Here is a 19,690-nt window from a genome sequence, read left to right as displayed (position 1 = left end):
TTTGCCAAGGTCTCCACGAAGTCCATCGGGTTCGGCGGCCCCCCTTAAGAACCGGCAGAGTCCGGGTCTTTCAGGAGGGCCAGAGCGGCCTGCAGTGCTAGCAGTGCAGTCGCTGAGATGGGTTTGGCTTTCCGATCCGATTGTGGGGAGGCAGTCGTCGGAGTTGTCGTTTTGACGATCAGTTCAGCCGCATCCAGCCCGACGGAACGGGCCGCGTCGAGCAGTTCCGGGGCAGCGAGCCGCAACTTGGCACGCCATACCGGGGCATCGACGACAAACACGAGCCTGCCTCGTTCGTAATTGGCCAGCCGCGCGTGCGCGGCCAGAGACGGGGGCAGGTGTGGGCGTAACCGTAGGTCCAGTTGTTCGAGCCACAAGGCTCGACGAATTGGGCCACCAGCGGGCTCGGCCAGCAGCGCATCAAGCGCGGCTTGCGGAGTCGATGGACCTCTCTTGGGGTTCCTGGGCTTGGAATCAGACATAAGACATGACCTATCCATCCATCGTAAACAAAACCCGCGCCCAGCTGTCGCATTGGTTGCAGCAGGCCGGTTACTGGGGAGCGCAGCGTCCCGCCCTGGCCATCGCCCTTCTACTCGGCGGCGGCGCGGCGATCGGTGCTGGCGCCGGCATTGCCGACAACGCCCTGCTGCGCAGCAAGGCCGACAACCAGGAAGCGCTGATCGCGGCCACCCGCCGTGACGCCCAGCGCGAGATCAATGCCCTGGCCGCCCGCATGGGCGAGCTGCAGGCCGAGGCCAACCGCCTCAACGCCCTCGGTGAGCGCCTGACCCGCATCGGCCAGCTCCAGGACGGCGAGTTCGATTTCGACAAGCCGGTCGGCGTCGGTGGTGTCGGCCCGGTCCGCGACATGACCAAGTCCGAGCTCGACGAAGGCATGGCCACCCTGGGCCAGCAGTTCCAGGCCTCGGGCGAGCAGCTCTCGGTGCTCGAGTCGCTGCTGTTCAACCGCCAGCTCGACATGAACGCGGTCCCGGGCCGCGAGCCGATCGCCGGCAGCTACATCACCTCCGGCTTCGGCGGTCGCGCCGATCCGTTCAGCGGCGGTCACGCCAACCACAAGGGCCTGGACTTCAAGGCCAACGTCGGTGACCCGGTCCTGGCCGTGGCCGATGGCGTGGTCAGCTACTCGGGCGTGCGCTCGGGCTACGGCAACGTGATCGAGGTCGATCATGGCAATGGCTACGTCACCCGTTACGCCCACAACTCGCGCCTGACCCACAAGGTCGGCGAGCTGGTGCGTGCCGGCCAGGAAATCGCCAAGGCCGGTTCGACGGGCCGCTCCACCGGTGCCCACGTGCACTTCGAGGTGTGGGAGAACGGTCGCGTGGTCAATCCGCGCAATTTCCTCAGCCAGCAGTCGCCGCTGAAGGTCCAGATCAAGGGTTGATTCCGGCGATCGTGGGAGGGGCTCCGGCCCCGATGTGAGCCTGCCGGGCTGAAGCGCCTGACGCAGGTTTGCCTTGCAAGCACGCCAAGGCGCCCCCACGGTACAATCGGACTGGCCACAGTTCAGGCTCGATGCGATCGGGGCGCTCGGCGCCCCGATTCCATTTCAAGCCGACCTCCTTCCGGGGAACTTGCTGGCGGACGCGCACTCTGAGTGCGTCCTGCCTGCTGGTTCCCCTGTTCCGCTTTCCGGACCCGTACATGCTCAACAGCCTGCTTACCCGCGTTTTCGGTAGTCGCAACGATCGCCTGCTGCGTCAACTGCAACGCTCCGTCCTCAAGATCAACGCCCTCGAGCCGCAGATGGAGAAGCTCAGCGATGCTGAGCTGCAGGCCAAGACTGCCGAGTTCCAGAAGCGCATCGCCGACGGCGAGTCGCTCGACAAGCTGCTGCCGGAGGCGTTCGCCGTCTGCCGCGAGGCCTCGCGCCGCGTGCTGGGCATGCGCCATTACGACGTCCAGCTGATCGGCGGCATGGTCCTGCACCTGGGCAAGATCGCCGAGATGCGCACCGGTGAAGGCAAGACCCTGGTGGCAACGCTGCCGGTCTACCTCAACGCCCTGGAAGGCAAGGGCGTCCACGTCGTCACCGTCAACGACTACCTCGCCCGCCGCGACTCGGCGTGGATGGGGCGCGTGTACAACTGGCTGGGCCTGTCGGTCGGCGTGGTCTACCCGGGCATGCCGCACGGCGACAAGCACGCGGCCTATGGCTGCGACATCACCTACGGCACCAACAACGAGTTCGGCTTCGACTACCTGCGCGACAACATGGCGCTGTCGAAGGAAGACCGTTTCCAGCGCGGCCTCAACTACGCGATCGTCGACGAGGTCGACTCGATCCTGATCGACGAGGCACGCACGCCGCTGATCATCTCCGGCCCGGCCGACGAATCGCCGGAGCTGTACATCAAGGTCAACCGCCTCGTCCCGAACCTGGTCCGCCAGACCACGGAAGAAGGCGAGGGCGACTACTGGGTCGACGAGAAGAGCAAGCAGGTGCACCTGTCGGAATCCGGCCAGGAGCACGCCGAGGCACTGCTGCGCCAGGCCGGCATCCTGCAGGGCGAAGACGATTCGCTGTACGGCGCGCAGAACCTGGGCGTCGTCCACCACCTCAACGCCGCCATGCGCGCGCACGCCATCTACCAGCGCGACGTCGATTACATCGTCCGCGACGGTGAAGTGGTGATCGTCGATGAATTCACCGGCCGTACCCTGGCCGGTCGTCGCTGGTCCGACGGCCTGCACCAGGCGGTCGAGGCGAAGGAAGGCGTGCCGGTCCAGCGCGAGAACCAGACGCTGGCGAGCATCACCTTCCAGAACCTGTTCCGCATGTACAACAAGCTGTCGGGCATGACCGGTACGGCCGACACCGAGGCGTACGAGTTCCAGAGCATCTACGGCCTGGAAGTCATCGTGATCCCGACCCACAAGCCGGTGCAGCGCAAAGACCACGCCGACGCGGTGTTCCTCAACCGCGCCGGCAAGTACCGCGCGGTGCTGGCCGAGATCAAGGACGCCAACGAGCGCAAGCAGCCGGTGCTGGTGGGTACCACCTCGATCGAAGTGTCGGAAATGCTCAGCCAGCAGCTGCGCGACGCCGGCATCCACCACGAAGTGCTCAACGCCAAGCAGCACGAGCGCGAAGCCCAGATCGTGGCGCAGGCCGGACGCCCGGGTGCGATCACCATCGCCACCAACATGGCCGGCCGCGGTACCGACATCGTGCTCGGCGGTTCGCTCGAGAACGAAGTGGCCCTGCTCGAAGCCAGCAACGGCGGCGAGCTGGACGAAGTCACCAAGGCACGCCTGAAGTCGGAATGGCAGGCACGCCACGAGGCCGTGAAGGCCGCCGGTGGCCTGCACATCGTCGGCACCGAGCGTCACGAGAGCCGCCGCATCGACAACCAGCTGCGCGGTCGCGCCGGTCGCCAGGGCGACCCGGGTTCGAGCCGCTTCTACCTGTCGCTCGAAGACAACCTGATGCGCATCTTCGCTGCCGACTGGGTGCAGCGCGTGATGGCGCGCATGGGCCTGAAGGAAGACGACATCATCGAAAGCCCGCTGGTGTCCAAGCAGATCGCCAACGCGCAGCGCAAGGTCGAGGCCCACAACTTCGACATCCGCAAGAACCTGCTCGACTTCGATGACGTCAACAACGATCAGCGCAAGGTGATCTACGCCCAGCGCGACGAACTGCTCGAAGCCGAGAACGTCGAAGAGAACATCGAAGGCCTGCGCAGCGACGTCGTCGCCGACACCGTCGCACGCTTCGTCCCGCTCAACTCGATCGACGAACAGTGGGACCTGCCGGGCCTGGAAGCGACGCTGGAGCAGGACTTCGGCGTGGCCGTGCCGCTGGTGGCGATGGCGAAGGAGAGCGACGAGCTCGACGCCGAGACCATCGAGGAGCGCGTGCAGCAGGCCGTGCTGGGCCACTTCTCCGAGCGCGAGACCCAGCTCGGCGCCGAGACCATGCGCATGCTGGAAAAGCACATCATGCTCAACGTGCTCGACCAGAACTGGAAGGAGCATCTGGCGCGCATGGACTACCTGCGCCAGGGCATCCACCTGCGCGGTTACGCGCAGAAGCAGCCCAAGCAGGAGTACAAGAAGGAAGCGTTCGAGCTGTTCAGCGAGATGCTGGAGAAGGTCAAGCGCGAAGTGGTGACCCTGCTGGCGCGCGTGCGCATCCGCAGCGAGGACGAAGTCGCCGCGCTGGAAGCGCAGGAACGCGCCGCCGCCGAGGCCCAGGCCCGGCAGATGCAGTTCCAGCACGCCGATGTCGGCGGCTACGGTGCCGACGAGGAAGCCGCGCAGGCGCGCGCGCTGACCGGTGGCAACGATGCCTTCGCCAATGTCGGTCGCAACGATCCGTGCCCGTGCGGCAGCGGCAAGAAGTACAAGCACTGCCATGGGCAGATCGCCTGACCTTCGGTTGCATTGCTCAAAAAGTCCCTCTCCCGAATGCGGGGTGAGAGGACACAGCTTGCGAGCCATTGGCTCGCGTGTCCTCGAACGCCCGAGCGCTATGCGCTCGGGCCGGAGTGCGGGTTGGGGTGAGGGCAGGGCGCCAAAAGCGCGCACACCATGACCGGCCACCCCCCTCCAGCCGTTTCTACCCATCCGCCTGGCCCTGAGCGGTCGGCGCCGACCCGTATCGTCGAAGTCATGGCCGGCGTCATCCGCGACGCCCGCGGCCGCATCCTGCTGGCGCGACGCACCGAAGGCCGCGACCTGGCAGGTCTGTGGGAATTCCCCGGCGGCAAACACGAACCCGGCGAGTCGGCCGAGGACGCGCTGGTGCGCGAACTCCACGAAGAACTCGGCATCGACGTCGAACTGGGCGCGCCCCTGATCACGGTGCCGCAGCTCTATCCGGACAAGCGCCTTCGCCTGGACGTGCGCATCGTCGCCCAATGGCGCGGCAACGCGCGTGGACGCGAGGGGCAGGCGCTGGTGTGGGTGCCGCCGCACAAGCTCGCCAGTTATGCGATGCCGCCGGCGGATCGGCCGGTGGTGGCCGCGCTGTTGCAGCCATCACACTACCTGGTCACTCCGACACCCGAAGACGACGATGCACTCTGGTTGCTGCAGCTGGAAGCCGCGCTGGCGGCCGGTGTTCGCCGCGTCCAGCTGCGTGCGCCCGGGCTGGATCCGGCACGCTGGCGATCGCTCGCGACCCAGGCAGTGCAGCGGTGCCGGCACGCCGGTGCCGAAGTACTGATCAATGCCGATGCCGATCTCGCCCGGGAACTGGGTACCGGCCTGCACCTCCCGTCCACGCTTCTGCACGCACAGCGTGAGCGGCCGCTACCGCCCGGGCTGCCGCTCGCGGCGTCCTGCCATGTCCTCGAGGACCTGATAGCGGCAGAGGCATTGGCCTGCGACTTCGCGGTGCTGGGCAGTGTCAGGGCGACGCCCAGCCATCCGGGAATTGCCGGCATCGGCTGGGACGCGTTCGCCGCCTTGCGCGAGCATGTGTCGCTGCCGATCTATGCGATCGGCGGGCTGACCCCTGAAGACCTCGATGAAGCCCGTGCGCACGGCGCACAGGGCGTGGCCGCGATTCGCAGCCTCTGGCCGGCGTGATCAGCTGCGGTCGACGACCGCGGCCAGGGCGCGATAGCAGCGATCAAGGGCCGCGATGGGCCCGTCGAGCGCGTCCAGCGCGCCGTCATTGACCAGTACATCATCGGCAACAGCCAGGCGCTGCGAACGCGTCGCCTGCGCCGCGATCATCCGCTCAGCCAGCCCGGCATCGACACCGTCGCGCGCCATCAACCGCGCACGCTGCACGGCGACCGGCACGTCGACCACCAGGATCCGCGCCAGCCAGGGATAAGCTTCGCGGCCACCGCCCTCGGTCAGCAGCGGGATGGCGGCGATTGCATAAGGTCCAGGGGCCGCGAGGCAGGCTTCATGCAGTGCGATCCGCACGCGCGGGTGGATGATCGCTTCCAGTCGTCGCCGCGCGGCCTCGTCGCCAAAGGCCCGCTTGCGCATGGCCGCGCGATCAAGGCCCCCGTCGGCAGCCAGGACCTCGACCCCGAACGCGGCAACGACTTCGGCCAGCCCGGCCGACCCGGGCGCCACCGCGGCGCGGGCGGCGACATCGGCATCGGCCACGACCACCCCAAGTTCCTCGAACCGGCGCGTGACGACGCTCTTGCCTGAGGCGACGCCGCCGGTGACGCCAATGATGAAATCGCTCATGCGCGGATCATATAGGCAAGCTCCGCTGACGCTACATGCGAACAGTGAAGGCGGTCAGAGTCCGCCTATGACACGGTCCAGCGATGCCCGGATGCGGTTCGGCGGGCGGCGGCGTCCGGGTAAGATGGAGCCTTGCTGAAGGGGAGTCACCACATGGGTACGGATCGAGACTGGGAGCAATGGGGCGCAGCCGACCCGTATTTCGGAGTGTGCAGCAGCGAACGCTTTCGTACGGATTCGATGACCGGCGAGGCCAAGAGTGAGTTTTTCGCGTCCGGCGAGGAGCACATCGCCAGGACCGTGCGGAACCTCAAAGATGCATTCGGCTCCGGATTCGAGCCAGGATCGGCCCTGGATTTCGGGTGCGGCGTCGGTCGTCTGGTCATCCCGTTGGCCCGGCGTGCTGATCGCGTCACCGCTGTCGACATCTCGCCGTCCATGATTGCCGAAGCACGGCGCAACTGCGACGCAGCCGGGGTGTCGAATGTCACCTTCATTGAATCCGACGACGGCTTGTCCCGCGCCTCGGGCGAATTCGACCTGGTGCATTCGCATATCGTTCTGCAGCACATTCCCTGGCGCCGCGGTCGTGTGATCCTGCAGTCCCTTGCAGATCGGGTCAGTCCTGGAGGCTGCCTGGCGGTGCAGATACTGACTGGTCATAACGATTCGCCGATCGTCCGCGGTCTCGTACGGCTTCGCTATGCGTTTCCGCCGGCGAACTGGTTGCGCAACATCCTTCGCGGGCGACCGGTCTTCGAACCGGCCATGCAACTGCACGTCTACCACCTCGACGTCGTGCTCCGCGATCTTGAGGCACGTGGGTTCAGTTGTCGCCACCACGACGAACCGTGGGCGGAGTTCCGGAACACATTCCTGTACGCCCATCGCGAAACTGCCTAGCGCAGACGCGCTCGAACTTCGCCCGGCCCTAGCGGAGGCCTGAAACCCGCATGTAGGTCCCGACGATCTGCTCGCCCCAGAAGAAGGCGATCCAGCCGGCAATGGCCAGGTAGGGGCCGAACGGAATCGGCGTGGCGCGATCGCGCCCCTTCATCGCCAGCCAGATCGAGCCGATGATCGCGCCAACCAGCGATGAGAGCAGGATGGTCGGCAGGATGCCCTTGAGGCCGGTCCAGGCACCAATGGCGGCCAGCAGCTTGAAGTCGCCGTGGCCCATGCCTTCCTTGCCGGTGAGCTGCTTGAACAGCCACCAGACGGTCCAAAGGCTCAGGTAGCCCGCAACCGCGCCGAGCAGGGCCGGCTTGGCGGGGAAATAGAGATTGTCCGAAGCGGCTATCAACCCCAGCCACATCAACGGCAATGTCAGCTGGTCGGGCAATAGCTGCGTGCGCAGGTCGATGCCCGACAGCACGATCAGGAAGCAGGTGAAGACGATTGCACCGAAGCCCTGCCAGCCGAAGCCGAAACGCCAGACGCAGGCGACCACCAGCAGCATGGTCAGCAACTCGACCAGCGGGTACTGCGGCGAGATCGGCGTCTTGCAGCTGCGGCAACGGCCGCGCAGCGCCAGGTAGCTGAACACCGGAATGTTCTCGTACCAGGACAGCTGGTGCTTGCAATGCGGGCAGTGCGATCTCTCGATCACGATGCCTGGCGGTGGCGGATCGTAGGTCTCCGGCTCGCCGAGGACCTCGCGGCTGTCACGCCGCCACTGCCACTCCAGCCGCTTGGGCAGCCGCAGGATCACCACGTTGAGGAAGCTGCCGACCAACAGGCCGAGCCCGGCCGCCAGCGGAAAACCGATGGCGGGGTTCTGATCTAGGAATGCCATGCGTCGGATTGTGGCCTAAGTAGTGCTCGGCTGGCGATCAGCCGACCGCCGCCGCCAGTTTGAAGATCGGAAGGTACATCGCGATGACCATGCCGCCGACGATCACGCCCAGGAACACCATGATCAGCGGTTCCAGCAGGCTCGCCAGTGCGTCGACCGCGTTGTTGACCTCCTGCTCGTAGAACTCGGCGACCTTGAACAACATGGCATCGAGCGCGCCGGCCTCTTCGCCGATCGCGGTCATCTGGGTGACCATGTGCGGGAACAGGTTGACCTGCTTCATCGCCACGTTGACCGGGTAGCCGACCGCGACGTCATCGCGAATATTGCGCACGGCGTCCTCGTACAGGACGTTGCCGGTGGCGCCTGCGACAGTGTCCAGCGCCTCGACCAGCGGCACGCCGGCCTTGAAGGTGACGGCCAGCGTGCGCGAGAAACGCGCGATCGCCGAGTTATGCATGATCTGGCCGATGACCGGCAACTTCAGGATCAGGCGGTCGAGCAGCCGCGCAAAGGCCACCGAGCGGTTCTTGGCCATGATGAACGCGACGATCGTTCCCACGACGATCAGCAGTACCACGAACCACCAGGCAACCATGAAGCGGCTGAGCGCCACGATCATCTTGGTGAAGGCCGGCAGGTCCGCGCCGAAACCCTTGAAGACTTCCTCGAATTGCGGCACCACGAAGACAAGGAGGATCGAACTGACGATCATCGCAACGGCCATGACCATTGCCGGATAGAACATCGCCTTCTTGATCTTGCCCTTCAGGGCTTCGATGTTTTCCTTGTAGGTCGCGACCGTATCGAGAACCGTCTCGAGCACACCGGCTGCTTCGCCGGCCCTGACCAGGTTGCGGTACAGCTCGTCGAACTGGACCGGATGCTTGCACAGGGCTTCATACAGCGAGGAGCCGCTTTCGACATCGGCGCGCACCGCATTGACCAGCGTCACCATGCGGGGATTCTTGTTGCCGTTGGCGATGATTTCCATGGCGCCGACGATGGGCACGCCGGACTTCATCATCGTGGCGATCTGACGACTGAAGATCGCGATGTCGAGCGGGGTGATGCGCTTGCCGGCGGCGCCGAACAGCGGCTTGCCCTTGGGCTTGACCACCTTCGGGGTGATGCCTTGCTTGCGCAGTTCGGCGCGCAGCGAGTTGGCATTCTTGGCCGGTGTTTCGCCCTTCATGATCTTGCCGCGCTTGTCCGCGCCCTGCCAGACGAACAAGGGCATGGCATCGGTGCGGCGCACGGTGGCGGGCTTGGTGGCGGTGCGGGTCGCGGACATGGGTCTAGTCCTTTGTCGTTGTCATTCCGAGCGCAGCGAAGATCTTGCCGTTCGCTACGTACCGAGTGGGGGAAGCCACAGCCACTCCCTTGCTTTCGCCTGGGACGGCCGTTCCTGGATTGGCGTTCAAGGTCGACATGGTCAGTCCTTCGTCACGCGGTTGATCTCCGCCAGACTGGTGACGCCATTCCTGACTTTCAGCAGCGCCGACTGACGCAGGTCATTGACGCCTGAGCGGCGGGCCGCCTCCGCGATCTGCATCGCGTTGCCGCCTGCCAGCACGATCGCCTGGATCTCGTCGGTCATGGGCATGACCTGATAGATACCGGTTCGGCCCTTGTAGCCCTCGGTGCAGTCGGAGCAGCCGACGGCTTCGAATATCTTCATGCCATCGGCGATTTCCTCGGCCTTGAACCCTTCTGCGAGGAGCGCGTGCTCGGGCAGAGTCACTTCCCGTTTGCAGTCATGCAGACGGCGCGCGAGTCGCTGGGCAATGACCAGGGTCACTGACGAAGTGATGTTGAACGGCGCCACGCCCATGTTCATCAAGCGTGCGATGGTCTGCGGGGCGTCGTTGGTGTGCAGGGTGGACAGCACCATGTGGCCGGTCTGCGCGGCCTTGATGGCGATCTCGGCCGTTTCGAGGTCGCGGATTTCGCCGACCATGATCACGTCCGGGTCCTGGCGCAGGAAGCTTCGCAGCGCAGCGGCGAAGGTCATGCCGCGCTTGACGTTCATCTGCACCTGGTTGATGCCCGGTACGCGGATTTCGACCGGGTCCTCGACGGTGGAGATGTTGCGCTGTTCGTCGTTGAGGATGTTCAGGCCGGTGTAGAGCGAAACCGTCTTGCCCGAGCCGGTCGGGCCGGTCACCAGCACCATGCCGTAGGGCTTGGCCAGCGCCTGCTCGTAGAGCGCGCGCTGTGCGTCTTCATAGCCGAGCTTGTCGATGCCCAGCTTGGCCGCGCTGCCGTCGAGGATACGCATCACCACCTTCTCGCCGAACAGGGTCGGCAGGGTGCTGACGCGGAAGTCGACCTGCTTGGTCTTGGAGATGTTGAGCTTGATGCGGCCGTCCTGCGGCACGCGCTTCTCGGCGATGTCGAGCTGCGCCATCACCTTCACGCGCGCGGCGATACGGGCCTGCAGGCTCGGCGGCACCTTGGCCACCTGCTTGAGCAGGCCGTCGATGCGCAGGCGCACGCGGTATTCCGTTTCGTAGGGCTCGAAGTGGATGTCGGACGCGCCCTTGCGGATCGCATCCACCAGCACCTTGTTGACGAACTTGACCACGGGCGTGTCGTCGGTCTTGACGTCCACGCCGCTTTCGTTGGCCAGGTCGGCTTCGCCGCCAGAGACGTCGAGGGACTCCAGGCCCTCCGAATCGCCGACCGCATCGCCAAGTGCATCACTGGCCTCCAGCCAGGTTTCGATGCAGCGCTTGATCCGCTCTTCGTCGACCAGGATCGGCTCGATCGCCAGGTTGGTCTGGAACTTGATCTCTTCCAGGGCCTGGTTGTTGGTCGGATCGGCGATGCCAATGAAAAGGCGATTGCCGCGTTTGAATAGCGGCAGCACCGAATGCTTGCGGACCAGGGCTTCGTTGACGATCTTGATCGCGGTTTGCCTGGGGTCGAAGGCAGACGCATCCAGAAGCGGCACGCCGAACTCGATCGAGTTGGCGGCGGCCAACTGCGCCGGCGTCACCAGGCGCTTCTCCGCCAGATAGGCGGCAATAGGCTGCTTCAGACCGGTGGCGGAAGCCAAGGCCTGGCGGGCGGCCGAATCGTCCAGCACGCCGTCCAGCACAAGGCGCCGGGCAATGCCGGTGATCCCCACCAGATTGGCAGTGGCAACGGTGCTCATGGAGCCCCCCTGTGATTCCCCGATCGGACTGTACCGCAATCCTGTTGCCTGGGGAGCGGACGGTGCGCACGTTTGTGCAGTCCCGCGGCCGCAGCCCCATTTAGAAAACGGGGACGCCTGCACCTTCCTGGGGGAGGCCCGATCGCCTACTCTGTGGCGAAAGGGGGAGGGGATGCGCGTTTCCGTAGTACTACCAGCAAAGAACGAGGCCGAAGGCCTGGCCCGGACACTGCCGGCGTTGCGCGAGCAATGGCCCGACGTTGAGCTCATCGTGGTCGACGACGGTTCCAGCGACAGCACCGCCCTGGTGGCGGCCGGCCATGGGGCTCGCGTTCTGTCCTCGCCATATTCGATGGGCAATGGCGCCGCGATCAAGCGCGGTGCCCGGGCGGCCACCGGCGAAGTGATCGTGTTCATGGACGCAGACGGCCAGCACAGTGCGGCCCATGTCGGCCTGCTCCTGGCGAAGCTGGAGGAGGGCTACGACATGGTCGTGGGCGCCCGCGACGGTTCCGGACAGGCCAACTTCCACCGCGGGCTGGCCAACGGGTTGTACAACCGCCTGTCCAGCTGGATGACCGGGCACGAAATCCTCGACCTGACATCCGGCTTCCGCGCCGTCCGCGCCGACAGGTTCCGCGAGTTCCTGCACCTGCTCCCCAACGGATTCAGTTATCCCACCACCAGCACCATGGCGTTCTTTCGCAGCGCCTATCCGGTCGCCTACGTACCGATCCCCGTGGCCAAGCGAATCGGCAACGGCAGCCACATACGGCCGCTGAAAGACGGCATCCGATTCCTGTTGATCATCTTCAAGATCGCGACGCTGTACTCGCCGCTGAAGCTGTTCGCGCCCGTCGGAGCTGCGTTCTTCCTGACCGGGCTGGGTTACTACCTCTACACCTACCTTTCCAGCGGACGCTTCACCAACATGAGCGTGTTGCTGTTCAGTGCGGCCGTCATCGTCTTCCTCATCGGTCTGGTTTCAGAGCAGATCACCGGCCTGACCTACCAGCGCCTGCCATCGGATGGCGAGCGCCAATGACGTTGCTGGTTTTTGTCGGAACCAAGGCCCAGTACATCAAGACAGCCCCGATCCTGCTGGAACTGGACAGGCGTCGCGTCGAGTACAGGCTGATCTACACAGGTCAGCACTCGGAGACGTTCTCGGATCTGGAGGCAGGGTTCGGAACGCGGCCGGCCGACGAGTGCTGGGTGCCGAACCACGAGGCGGATACACACACGACGTTCTTCCAGTGGAGCCTGCGGTTCTGGCTCCGTGCGTGGCGATGGCGCATGCAGGGTGGGCATCGGTCGGCGAGCATGGTGCTGGTTCACGGCGACACGGCGTCGACGCTTTACTGCGCCGCGCTGGCGCGAATTTGTGGCCTGCCTGTCTGCCACGTGGAAGCGGGCTTGAGGTCGCAAAGCCTGACCGACCCCTTCCCGGAGGAAATCATCCGCAGGATAGTCTCGCGCCTGACGTCGCTGCATTGCGCGCCCAGTGCCGACGCCGTCGGCAACCTCGCGGGCGTTCGGGGCCGGGTCGTCGATTCGCACGGAAACACTTTGATCGATGCGCTGGGCGTTTCGCTGCAGCGCGTCGACGAATCCCCGCGAACGCCCGACTACGCGGTCGTGTCGATGCATCGCAACGAGAACCTCAGCAACCGGCGCGATTTCGACATGTTGATGTCGCAGATCCTCGAGGCCGCCCGGACGGTACCGATCCGTTTCGTGCTTCATCCGGCCACCCGCGCGAAACTCGCGTCGACTGGTTGGGGCGAGCGCCTGAACGCATGCCCAGGCATCACGCTCCTGGCGCGCATGGGGCACAGCGAGTTCCTGGACCTGCTGGTCGGATCGAACTTCCTGCTCACCGATGGCGGCAGCAACCAGGAAGAGGCGGCCGTGCTGGGCATCCCGTGCCTGTTGCTGCGTCGCCACACTGAACGTCCAGATGGGATCGGCGACATGGTCGAGCTTTCCGGCCTGGATCCCGATGTCATCCAGCGGTTCATCGCGCGCCACGCCGCCAAGCGCTGGGTGCGACGTCCGATTCCCTCGGTTTCGCCGTCGAGGCGGATCGTGGATGCCCTGGTTGGGCTGCCTGCCAACCAGGAAGGTTGAAGCATGGCCAACCTCGCGCACGGCCAAAGCCGGGACCTCGCTGCGCGGAAGGCCCCTTACATCTGGTTTCCCGCCGTAAAGGCCGGCAGTGGCGCTGACGTTTTCGTCGAGCGGCTGGTGGCTGGTCTGCATGCGGCGGGAGTCGAGGCGGAGATCACCTGGTTCGCGCACAGCTACGAACTGGCGCCTTTTCTCCTCAAGCTGCACCGGCCGCCGGCAGGCGCCAACATCATCCACTCCAATGCTGCCTGCGCGTTTGCGTTCACCGGCTGGGGACTGCCGGTGGTCGCCACCGAGCATCACTACGTGCTGGATCCGGATTTCGATCCCTACAAGACCGTGCTGCAGCGCGCGTACCACCGACTGTGGATCGGTCCGTGGACGCACCGGTCCTATCGCACCTCGACCGCGTTGACCGCTGTGAGCCAGTTCACGGCGAACGCCGTGACGCGGTCCCATCCAAGCGCTGCTCCTGCAGTCATTCCGCATTGGCTCGACTACCAGTTGTTCTCGCCCATGGACGCCACGGTCAGGCAGGCGGGTCCCTTCCGGCTCCTGTTCGTGGGCAACTTCTCGAGGAGGAAAGGGGGCGACGTCGTGGAAGAACTGGCAAGGCGCCTAGGGGATGATTTCGAGATCGCATGCACGGCAGGCCTGAGAGGGGGGCGTTCACAGGCGCCGACCGGGATACGCGTGCTGGGCCAACTCAGTCGTCTTGAACTGGTCGAGGCCTATCGGTCGTGCGACGCGGTCCTTGTGCCATCGCGTTATGAAGGCTTTGGCTATGCGGCGTTGGAAGCCATGGCCTGTTCCAAGCCGGTCGTGGGTTTTCGTAGCGGTGCAATTGCCGAAGTGCTCGATGACGCGGGATCCGAACTGTTGGTTGAGATCGACGACATCGACAGGCTCGAGGCCTGTTGTCGATTGCTGGCGAAGGACCGCGCGCTGGTCGAGCATGCTGGTGCCGAAGGGCGGCGAAGAGCGGTCGGTTGTTATTCCCAGGAGAATGCAATCGCGGCATATGTCGATCTCTACGATTCGCTGTTGAACCCGAAGGCCAAACAGTGACCGTGAGAACCGGCTACCGGGAGCCTTCCACCATCGTCAGCTCAGGTCGTGGCGGGCAATCGCGCCCAACATGCCCAGCTGGATCAATTCGGTCAGGTACAGGCTAAGTATGGCTCCCTGGAACCCGTGGCTCGGGATGAGCAACAGGCCACTGGCCAGCATCGTGGCGGCCGATATCAGTTCGATCCTTGCTCGAGCGAGGACTCGCCCGGTACTGCTCAACAGCGTCGCGGCAAGCGTGCGCAGACTCATCACGAGCAGCAGGGGCGCCAGCCATCGGACCGCCTTGACGGAATCCGCGAACTCTTCTCCGACCAGCCAGACCAGTAACGGCGCAGCTGCCACGACCAGTCCCCCAGCTGCAACCGAATACACGGCGGCAAGCGCCAGACTCCAGCGCAACAGCCTTCGGCGCTCCGTGGTGTTGGATGCATCGACAGACCGGAACAGTCGGGGCTGGATCGCCAGGGCGAGAGCGGCGACTGGCGCCGACAGCGCCGAGATCACCCGATACGCCATCGCGTAAGCGCCCGCCAGGTCGAGTCCGAGGTACCTGGCGGTTAGCACCTTGTCGGTTTCACCGTACGCATTGCTGGTGAGCCATGAGACCGAGAAATGCATACCGCCGAATAGCGATCGCCAGGAAATGCGGCCAGCGGCGGCCGGACGCAGCAGGCGTTGGACTGCCACGATGGCGATCACTGCCGAGGCCATCGAGGCTGACAGGTGGAACAACATGTAACGGTCGAAGTCAGGGTCAGGCGAGTACAGCAGGAATGCCGCCGCTCCGGCCAGTCGCGCAAGCGCCATGAGCGATGGCAGGCCAGTCGCCCAGCCCAGGCGTTCGTGGGCCTGGAAAGCGAAAGCGCTGGCATAGACGATCGGATAGCAGAACAGCTCCGAGATCGCGATTGCAACCAGCGTGGTCATTCCCAGATCGGCCCGGACAACGGCTTGTGCGATCGAGACGTACAGGGCGGAGAGTACGAACCCGCTGGCGAATATGGCGACCAGGCACGTTCTCCATAACAAGCCGAACGAACTGCGCTGCCGTGAGACCTCCTGCAGGAGCAGGTAGCCGCTACCGAGTCCCGTAAGGCCGCCGAGGATCACGGCAAGGCCGCCGAAGCCGGCGAGCGTGCCGTAACCTTGTGCTCCCAGCGATCTGGCAATGACCACGATCACCAGCATCTGGCTAGCCAGCCGGACGATCTGCCAGAAGGTGCCGAGCAGGGTGCTGAAGGCCAGGGCGCCGGGGCGATAGCCGGACACGAGCCTCCAGTATCGAAGCCTGGAGGACACCCGATTGCCTGCAGCTCCGCCCTTGTCGTTCACTTCAGTCGCCGATCGCCGGGACGTGGCCGTGCACGGTGCGATGGAGATGCATCCGGCAAGGTTCGTAGTGATTCTCTGCGGTGAACGGTGCCAGGAACCGATCGCCACAAAGCGTGGTGCTCACGAAAAACGCGTTTGTTCCCGTCAGGTCGCAGCCAACCAGGCTCATCTGCCGCGATTGGGCCAGTTCGGCCAAGGAGGCCAGGCTGGCGCCGAAGTGGCTGCTGCCGCGCCACCATTTGTCCGGATCGTAGTCCACGATCCAGTGGACGTGATGCGGGAACGTAGCGTTGTACTCGATCACTGCCACGCGCGGCTCGATCCCCGATAACGCTTGCCACACGTGGTAGGTGTTGCGGTCGACGTCGATCGACAACAGGTCCAAGGGCCTCGTCGCAAGCAGTGGTTCGAGCAGGCGGGCGACATTCTCGCGAGTGACCATCGCTTCCACCAGGACAAGTTGTCCGGTCGTGAGGTACTTCTCGAAGCGGCGGCGAATGTTGCGACAGTTGTCCCTGCCGCCTTCCACCCAGATTCCCGACCAGCCCTGCTGGAGCAGGAACGTAGTGTTGTTCTCCAGCCCGTCACCGACGCCGATCTCGACGAACGTGCGCGATTGCGCGCCGATCCTGCGAAAAATCTCCGCAATTGCTCCGTCTTCACCGTTCTGCGAGAACGCCTTGTGTTCGTGCGCGATCAGCCGCCGAGGATCGGAATATCGCGGAAGCGCCTGCAACTGCAGCAGCACCGACTCGCGCAGCAACCCCGCCGCTGCGGTATGGCGGGTTATCTGGTGGATGGCCCTTCGAAAGCGGGTGATCCAGGATGGCTTGTGGACGTCGGAACGCATCGGGCGGGCGCAGTGTTTCTTGAATCTTAGCCTGATGTCGGCGAAGTGCCGACCGCGTCCGATCGCGAGGCAGGGACGGTTGGTGCCGCCGATGGTCGCGCTTGCCTGCCTTGTTCCAGCACGGCAGCCATTTCAGGGTGCCCGTCATCGCGAAGGGTGTCGATGATCTGGGTGGCATAGGCGGGGTCGGCGGCGCTGTGCTCGACAGCCAGCTTGAACATCGCCAGTGCGCCATCGCGATCGTGAAGATAGGTCAGCGCATGGTTGGCGCACGTCGCGTAGATGTAAGGATGCAGCGCGCGCCTGGAGATCAGGGCGGAGCAGGCTTCACCCAGGCGCCGGTCATCGAGCTCGATGCCGTTCTCCCGGCGGTCCAGCAGTCCGCTCACGGACTGCATCTCCTGAGGACCGATGGGCAGTGTTCGCAGTTTGCCGATGAGGCGCGTCCACAGTTCGTCCTTGACCGGCTGTCCGGTGGCGGCCGCCAGCAGGATCAGGCCCTGCTCGGGCATCGGGGAGGCGTACGGGAGCTTCGAAGCGCGCTCCAGTTCGGATGTGGCCAGCCAGTAGAAGGGCGATTGGGCGCTGTCGTCCGACAGCAGCACGTAGACAGTTGCGAGGTCTGCGGCGGCGCGGCTCGACTGCGGATTCCTCGAAGCCAGGTCGATGCTCAGCTGCAACGTGTTGCCCCACGTCGCAGTCTGCAGGACCGTCAGGAAACCCAGCGAGGCGATCAGTGCCGCAGCCAGAGTGCGAGAGATGGCCGTCGTTGTCGGCGTGGGAATCCGGTCGATCAGGGATGCCACCGCCAGCACTACGCCGAGCAGGGCGAAGTAGTTCCTGTGTTCGAAGACCAGTTCGAGGGGAATCACGTTGCTGGTCAGGACATGGGCGCAGAAGAACCACAGCATGCCGAGTGCGAAGAGACGATTGCGCTTGCGCGAGGCAATGGCGGCGGCGAGCAGGCCAAGCAGAAGCAGGCCGCCCCAAAGCGTGCTGACCGGGTCGAGCAGTCCGTGCGAAGGGACGAAGTTGTCGTAGTAGAAGGTCATCGTCCCCGTGGCGGGAACGATCATCCACCCCAGATACATCGAAAGGACGCGCAGCTGGGTCAGCAGGCGCTCGACCATCGTGTAGTTGCGGCCCTCGAAACTCTCGGGCGCCCAGTAGTGCGGCAGGATGACGAATACAAACGCGATGACCGCCAGCACCGACGCGATGGCGTAGAAGGCCACCAGCACCTGCCGGGTCCTGCGCTGCTGTGCCGAAAAATCCAGCAGCGTGAGCTCCAATGCGAGGCAGTAGAGCGGAAACAGGACCGCGGTTTCCTTGCTCAGCAGGCCGATGCCTGCGAGCGCGAAGGAGAACAGGAGCCAACCCCAGCCCGCGGCCCCGGCGACTTGCGCCCGGCGACCCTTGATATAGGCCAGCAAACCGACCAGGACAAACGTGAGCGAGAGGATTTCCATCCGCTGCACGACATACAAGACCGCGGACACCTGCAGTGGATGCAGCGCCCAGACGGCTGCAATGACGAAACAGGTCGCTGCGGTCCATCGGTACCGCGTCTGCCCGAGTCCTGCCAGGCGTTGGACAAGGGCCAGGATGAGCAGGGAGTTGAGGGCATGGATCAGTACATTGACCAGCTTGTAGCCCCAGGGATCCGCTCCGCCGATGTAGTAATCAATGGCGAACGTGACGGTCGCCAATGGCCGGGCGATGGCTCCGGGTTCGTAGGCGGTCGCGGCCCTTACCAACGTGGCCCAGTCCAGCGATGTGGCGTGAACGCTTTTGTTGTGGACGATGTTGTGGAAATCGTCGAAGAGAAAGTCACCGCTCAGACCCGGTGCATAGATCATTGCCACCAGGCTGAACAAGGCCAGCATGAGGCAAGCGCTTTGACTCAGGGGGAAGCGGAACTTCTTCATCATGGTTTGTCGGGTGGTCCGTAGTGCGTCCACCGCAGCATCGTTCGCCGAGCCGGCCCCTTGCCGAGCCGACGCCGGTCAGCTGCAGTGGGTGGGGCGATAAAGCGTACTGACGGTGGTAGTGCAGGTCCAACCGCCACTGCTGGCGCGATCGAGGGTGATCTGCCGCGAGGCAATCACGGGGCTGCCATTGAGTGTGCAGCTGATGTGGCCGTCGATGCTGGGATCCACGTTGATCGAGGAGCACATCGCCGTTGAAGCGCTCAGGCCGATGTCGGAGCGCGTAAAGGCCGCCCCGTTATTCGTCAACAGCAGCGTGTCGAACATGGTCCGGCCCAGGGCGATGTCCGCCAGGCCAGCGGTAACCTGCGTGCGGATGACGAATCCCTTGTACGCGGGCATGGCGATGGCAGCCAGGATTGCAATGATCGCCACCACAATCATCAATTCGATGAGCGTGAAGCCGCGGGTCCTCTTCATGACTAGTTCCTTCCTCGTCGCGTGGTTGTTGCCGCATGGCATCGCATTGCATTGCGCCGATTGGCAGCCACTGAACTGTCGGGGGAGTCAGTCAGGTCTAAAAAAAGGGGCGGCTACTGCCGCCCCCTTTTTGTGTTGCCTTACAACAGGGTTGCTGATTAAGCGCAGCCGCCCGGCTTGTACTTGGTGTTCAGGTCGGTGGTGCAGGTCCAGGCACCGCTGGCAGCGCGGTTGAGGTTGAGCTTCTTGCCCGCAACCTTGCCGGCCGCGCCCTTCAGGGTGCAGACGATGTTGTCGGTGGTGGCCGGAGCCGAGCCAGCAGCGACGGCGGCAACGACGATATCGCAGCGGCCGGTGGTGGCCTGCAGGCCGACGCTGGCGGCGTTGGCGATCGCCGTGCCTTCCTGGACCATCAGCTCATACTGGGTCTTGCCCGGGGCCACTTCGGCCAGGCCGGCGGTCGCCTGCGACTTGGCGACGTAGTCCTGGTAAGCCGGGATGGCGATAGCGGCGAGGATGGCGATGATCGCCACGACGATCATCAGTTCGATCAGGGTGAAGCCTTGCTGATTGTTCTTCATGTGTTTCCCCTAGGAGTGTTTGAACATCACGTGCCTGTGGCCGGCTTTCCGGTCCTCGGGCAGCCGTGCTCACCGCACGTGCTGGAAAAGTACACGCATAAGCCGTGCCAAGGTAGCCATTCAGCACTGAGTAATCTGATCTGCTCGTGGGATCACGGTAAATGTCAGTTCTGG

At 64.5% G+C, this 19,690-nt stretch carries 17 protein-coding genes; 7 read left to right on the top strand and 10 right to left on the bottom strand.

What is annotated here, in order from left to right; translation table 11 throughout:
- Window positions 1–44: 44 nt before the first annotated feature.
- Window positions 45–482, bottom strand: a complete 438-nt coding sequence (locus tag HIV01_RS09850; RefSeq protein WP_245156769.1) for a DciA family protein — start codon at window positions 480–482, stop codon at window positions 45–47.
- A gap of 5 nt (window positions 483–487) precedes the next feature.
- Between HIV01_RS09850 and HIV01_RS09845 the strand changes: the two genes are divergently transcribed.
- The 3 genes from HIV01_RS09845 to HIV01_RS09835 all read left to right on the top strand — a co-directional run bounded on the left by HIV01_RS09845 (window position 488) and on the right by HIV01_RS09835 (window position 5,565).
- Window positions 488–1,411 carry a M23 family metallopeptidase gene (locus HIV01_RS09845; protein ID WP_200606771.1) on the top strand — a complete coding sequence of 308 codons (924 nt, stop codon included), beginning with the start codon at window positions 488–490 and terminating at the stop codon, window positions 1,409–1,411.
- A 260-nt stretch (window positions 1,412–1,671) separates the two neighbouring features.
- Window positions 1,672–4,404 carry a preprotein translocase subunit SecA gene (gene secA / locus HIV01_RS09840; protein WP_200606770.1) on the top strand — a complete coding sequence of 911 codons (2,733 nt, stop codon included), beginning with the start codon at window positions 1,672–1,674 and terminating at the stop codon, window positions 4,402–4,404.
- Window positions 4,405–4,563: 159 nt separating this feature from the next.
- The gene (locus HIV01_RS09835; protein ID WP_200606769.1) at window positions 4,564–5,565 is read left to right on the top strand and encodes a Nudix family hydrolase; all 1,002 of its coding nucleotides are present in this window, start codon (window positions 4,564–4,566) and stop codon (window positions 5,563–5,565) included.
- Here HIV01_RS09835 and coaE read toward each other — a convergent pair whose 3' ends face one another.
- The gene (gene coaE / locus HIV01_RS09830; RefSeq protein WP_200606768.1) at window positions 5,566–6,189 is read right to left on the bottom strand and encodes a dephospho-CoA kinase; all 624 of its coding nucleotides are present in this window, start codon (window positions 6,187–6,189) and stop codon (window positions 5,566–5,568) included. It abuts the gene before it with no gap.
- A 153-nt stretch (window positions 6,190–6,342) separates the two neighbouring features.
- On the opposite strand from coaE, the gene HIV01_RS09825 reads away from it, so the two are divergent.
- Complete coding sequence (locus HIV01_RS09825) at window positions 6,343–7,092, top strand: class I SAM-dependent methyltransferase (protein WP_200606767.1); 750 nt, start codon at window positions 6,343–6,345, stop codon at window positions 7,090–7,092.
- Window positions 7,093–7,120: 28 nt separating this feature from the next.
- On the opposite strand, the gene HIV01_RS09820 is transcribed toward HIV01_RS09825, so the two are convergent.
- The 3 genes from HIV01_RS09820 to pilB all read right to left on the bottom strand — a co-directional run bounded on the left by HIV01_RS09820 (window position 7,121) and on the right by pilB (window position 11,144).
- A complete protein-coding gene (locus HIV01_RS09820) occupies window positions 7,121–7,984 on the bottom strand; it encodes a prepilin peptidase (protein WP_200606766.1) in 864 nt (287 codons plus the stop codon).
- Between the two features lie 37 nt (window positions 7,985–8,021).
- Complete coding sequence (locus HIV01_RS09815; RefSeq protein ID WP_200606764.1) at window positions 8,022–9,278, bottom strand: type II secretion system F family protein; 1,257 nt, start codon at window positions 9,276–9,278, stop codon at window positions 8,022–8,024.
- A gap of 141 nt (window positions 9,279–9,419) precedes the next feature.
- Entirely contained in the window at window positions 9,420–11,144 is a 1,725-nt protein-coding gene (gene pilB, locus HIV01_RS09810) for a type IV-A pilus assembly ATPase PilB (protein ID WP_200606762.1), read from the bottom strand.
- Between the two features lie 172 nt (window positions 11,145–11,316).
- On the opposite strand from pilB, the gene HIV01_RS09805 reads away from it, so the two are divergent.
- From HIV01_RS09805 to HIV01_RS09795, 3 genes are read left to right on the top strand one after another with little or no spacing between them, the layout of a single operon-like run.
- Complete coding sequence (locus HIV01_RS09805; protein WP_200606760.1) at window positions 11,317–12,189, top strand: glycosyltransferase family 2 protein; 873 nt, start codon at window positions 11,317–11,319, stop codon at window positions 12,187–12,189.
- On the top strand, window positions 12,186–13,274 hold the full coding sequence (locus tag HIV01_RS09800; protein ID WP_200606758.1) for a UDP-N-acetylglucosamine 2-epimerase: 1,089 nt from the start codon (window positions 12,186–12,188) through the stop codon (window positions 13,272–13,274). The genes HIV01_RS09805 and HIV01_RS09800 overlap by 4 nt, the downstream gene beginning before the upstream one ends.
- Before the next feature lie 3 nt (window positions 13,275–13,277).
- On the top strand, window positions 13,278–14,342 hold the full coding sequence (locus HIV01_RS09795) for a glycosyltransferase family 4 protein (RefSeq protein ID WP_200606757.1): 1,065 nt from the start codon (window positions 13,278–13,280) through the stop codon (window positions 14,340–14,342).
- A gap of 36 nt (window positions 14,343–14,378) precedes the next feature.
- Here the strand turns inward: HIV01_RS09795 and HIV01_RS09790 are convergent, their stop codons facing one another.
- From HIV01_RS09790 to HIV01_RS09770, 5 genes are all read right to left on the bottom strand, one after another.
- A complete protein-coding gene (locus tag HIV01_RS09790) occupies window positions 14,379–15,677 on the bottom strand; it encodes a lipopolysaccharide biosynthesis protein (protein ID WP_207526915.1) in 1,299 nt (432 codons plus the stop codon).
- A gap of 1 nt (window position 15,678) precedes the next feature.
- Window positions 15,679–16,527 carry a hypothetical protein gene (locus HIV01_RS09785; RefSeq protein WP_200606755.1) on the bottom strand — a complete coding sequence of 283 codons (849 nt, stop codon included), beginning with the start codon at window positions 16,525–16,527 and terminating at the stop codon, window positions 15,679–15,681.
- Window positions 16,528–16,553: 26 nt separating this feature from the next.
- Complete coding sequence (locus tag HIV01_RS09780) at window positions 16,554–18,458, bottom strand: ArnT family glycosyltransferase (RefSeq protein ID WP_200606754.1); 1,905 nt, start codon at window positions 18,456–18,458, stop codon at window positions 16,554–16,556.
- Window positions 18,459–18,533: 75 nt separating this feature from the next.
- Entirely contained in the window at window positions 18,534–18,935 is a 402-nt protein-coding gene (locus HIV01_RS09775; RefSeq protein ID WP_200606753.1) for a pilin, read from the bottom strand.
- Window positions 18,936–19,093: 158 nt separating this feature from the next.
- Window positions 19,094–19,516 carry a pilin gene (locus HIV01_RS09770; RefSeq protein WP_200606752.1) on the bottom strand — a complete coding sequence of 141 codons (423 nt, stop codon included), beginning with the start codon at window positions 19,514–19,516 and terminating at the stop codon, window positions 19,094–19,096.
- Between the last annotated feature and the right edge of the window lie 174 nt (window positions 19,517–19,690).

Origin of the sequence: Lysobacter arenosi, assembly GCF_016613475.2 — a bacterium.
In the GTDB taxonomy this organism is placed as follows: domain Bacteria; phylum Pseudomonadota; class Gammaproteobacteria; order Xanthomonadales; family Xanthomonadaceae; genus Lysobacter_J; species Lysobacter_J arenosi.
Note: the sequence above shows the minus strand (reverse complement) of the source record. Positions and strands in the feature narration are given on the sequence as shown.

What these genes read in the sequence shown, in the direction of transcription:
- HIV01_RS09850 (WP_245156769.1), bottom strand. Translation starts at nt 482, where the DNA reads ATGTCTGATTCCAAGCCCAGGAACCCCAAGAGAGGTCCATCGACTCCG.
- HIV01_RS09845 (WP_200606771.1), top strand. Translation starts at nt 488, where the DNA reads ATGACCTATCCATCCATCGTAAACAAAACCCGCGCCCAGCTGTCGCAT.
- secA (WP_200606770.1), top strand. Translation starts at nt 1,672, where the DNA reads ATGCTCAACAGCCTGCTTACCCGCGTTTTCGGTAGTCGCAACGATCGC.
- HIV01_RS09835 (WP_200606769.1), top strand. Translation starts at nt 4,564, where the DNA reads ATGACCGGCCACCCCCCTCCAGCCGTTTCTACCCATCCGCCTGGCCCT.
- coaE (WP_200606768.1), bottom strand. Translation starts at nt 6,189, where the DNA reads ATGAGCGATTTCATCATTGGCGTCACCGGCGGCGTCGCCTCAGGCAAG.
- HIV01_RS09825 (WP_200606767.1), top strand. Translation starts at nt 6,343, where the DNA reads ATGGGTACGGATCGAGACTGGGAGCAATGGGGCGCAGCCGACCCGTAT.
- HIV01_RS09820 (WP_200606766.1), bottom strand. Translation starts at nt 7,984, where the DNA reads ATGGCATTCCTAGATCAGAACCCCGCCATCGGTTTTCCGCTGGCGGCC.
- HIV01_RS09815 (WP_200606764.1), bottom strand. Translation starts at nt 9,278, where the DNA reads ATGTCCGCGACCCGCACCGCCACCAAGCCCGCCACCGTGCGCCGCACC.
- pilB (WP_200606762.1), bottom strand. Translation starts at nt 11,144, where the DNA reads ATGAGCACCGTTGCCACTGCCAATCTGGTGGGGATCACCGGCATTGCC.
- HIV01_RS09805 (WP_200606760.1), top strand. Translation starts at nt 11,317, where the DNA reads ATGCGCGTTTCCGTAGTACTACCAGCAAAGAACGAGGCCGAAGGCCTG.
- HIV01_RS09800 (WP_200606758.1), top strand. Translation starts at nt 12,186, where the DNA reads ATGACGTTGCTGGTTTTTGTCGGAACCAAGGCCCAGTACATCAAGACA.
- HIV01_RS09795 (WP_200606757.1), top strand. Translation starts at nt 13,278, where the DNA reads ATGGCCAACCTCGCGCACGGCCAAAGCCGGGACCTCGCTGCGCGGAAG.
- HIV01_RS09785 (WP_200606755.1), bottom strand. Translation starts at nt 16,527, where the DNA reads ATGCGTTCCGACGTCCACAAGCCATCCTGGATCACCCGCTTTCGAAGG.
- HIV01_RS09780 (WP_200606754.1), bottom strand. Translation starts at nt 18,458, where the DNA reads ATGATGAAGAAGTTCCGCTTCCCCCTGAGTCAAAGCGCTTGCCTCATG.
- HIV01_RS09775 (WP_200606753.1), bottom strand. Translation starts at nt 18,935, where the DNA reads ATGAAGAGGACCCGCGGCTTCACGCTCATCGAATTGATGATTGTGGTG.
- HIV01_RS09770 (WP_200606752.1), bottom strand. Translation starts at nt 19,516, where the DNA reads ATGAAGAACAATCAGCAAGGCTTCACCCTGATCGAACTGATGATCGTC.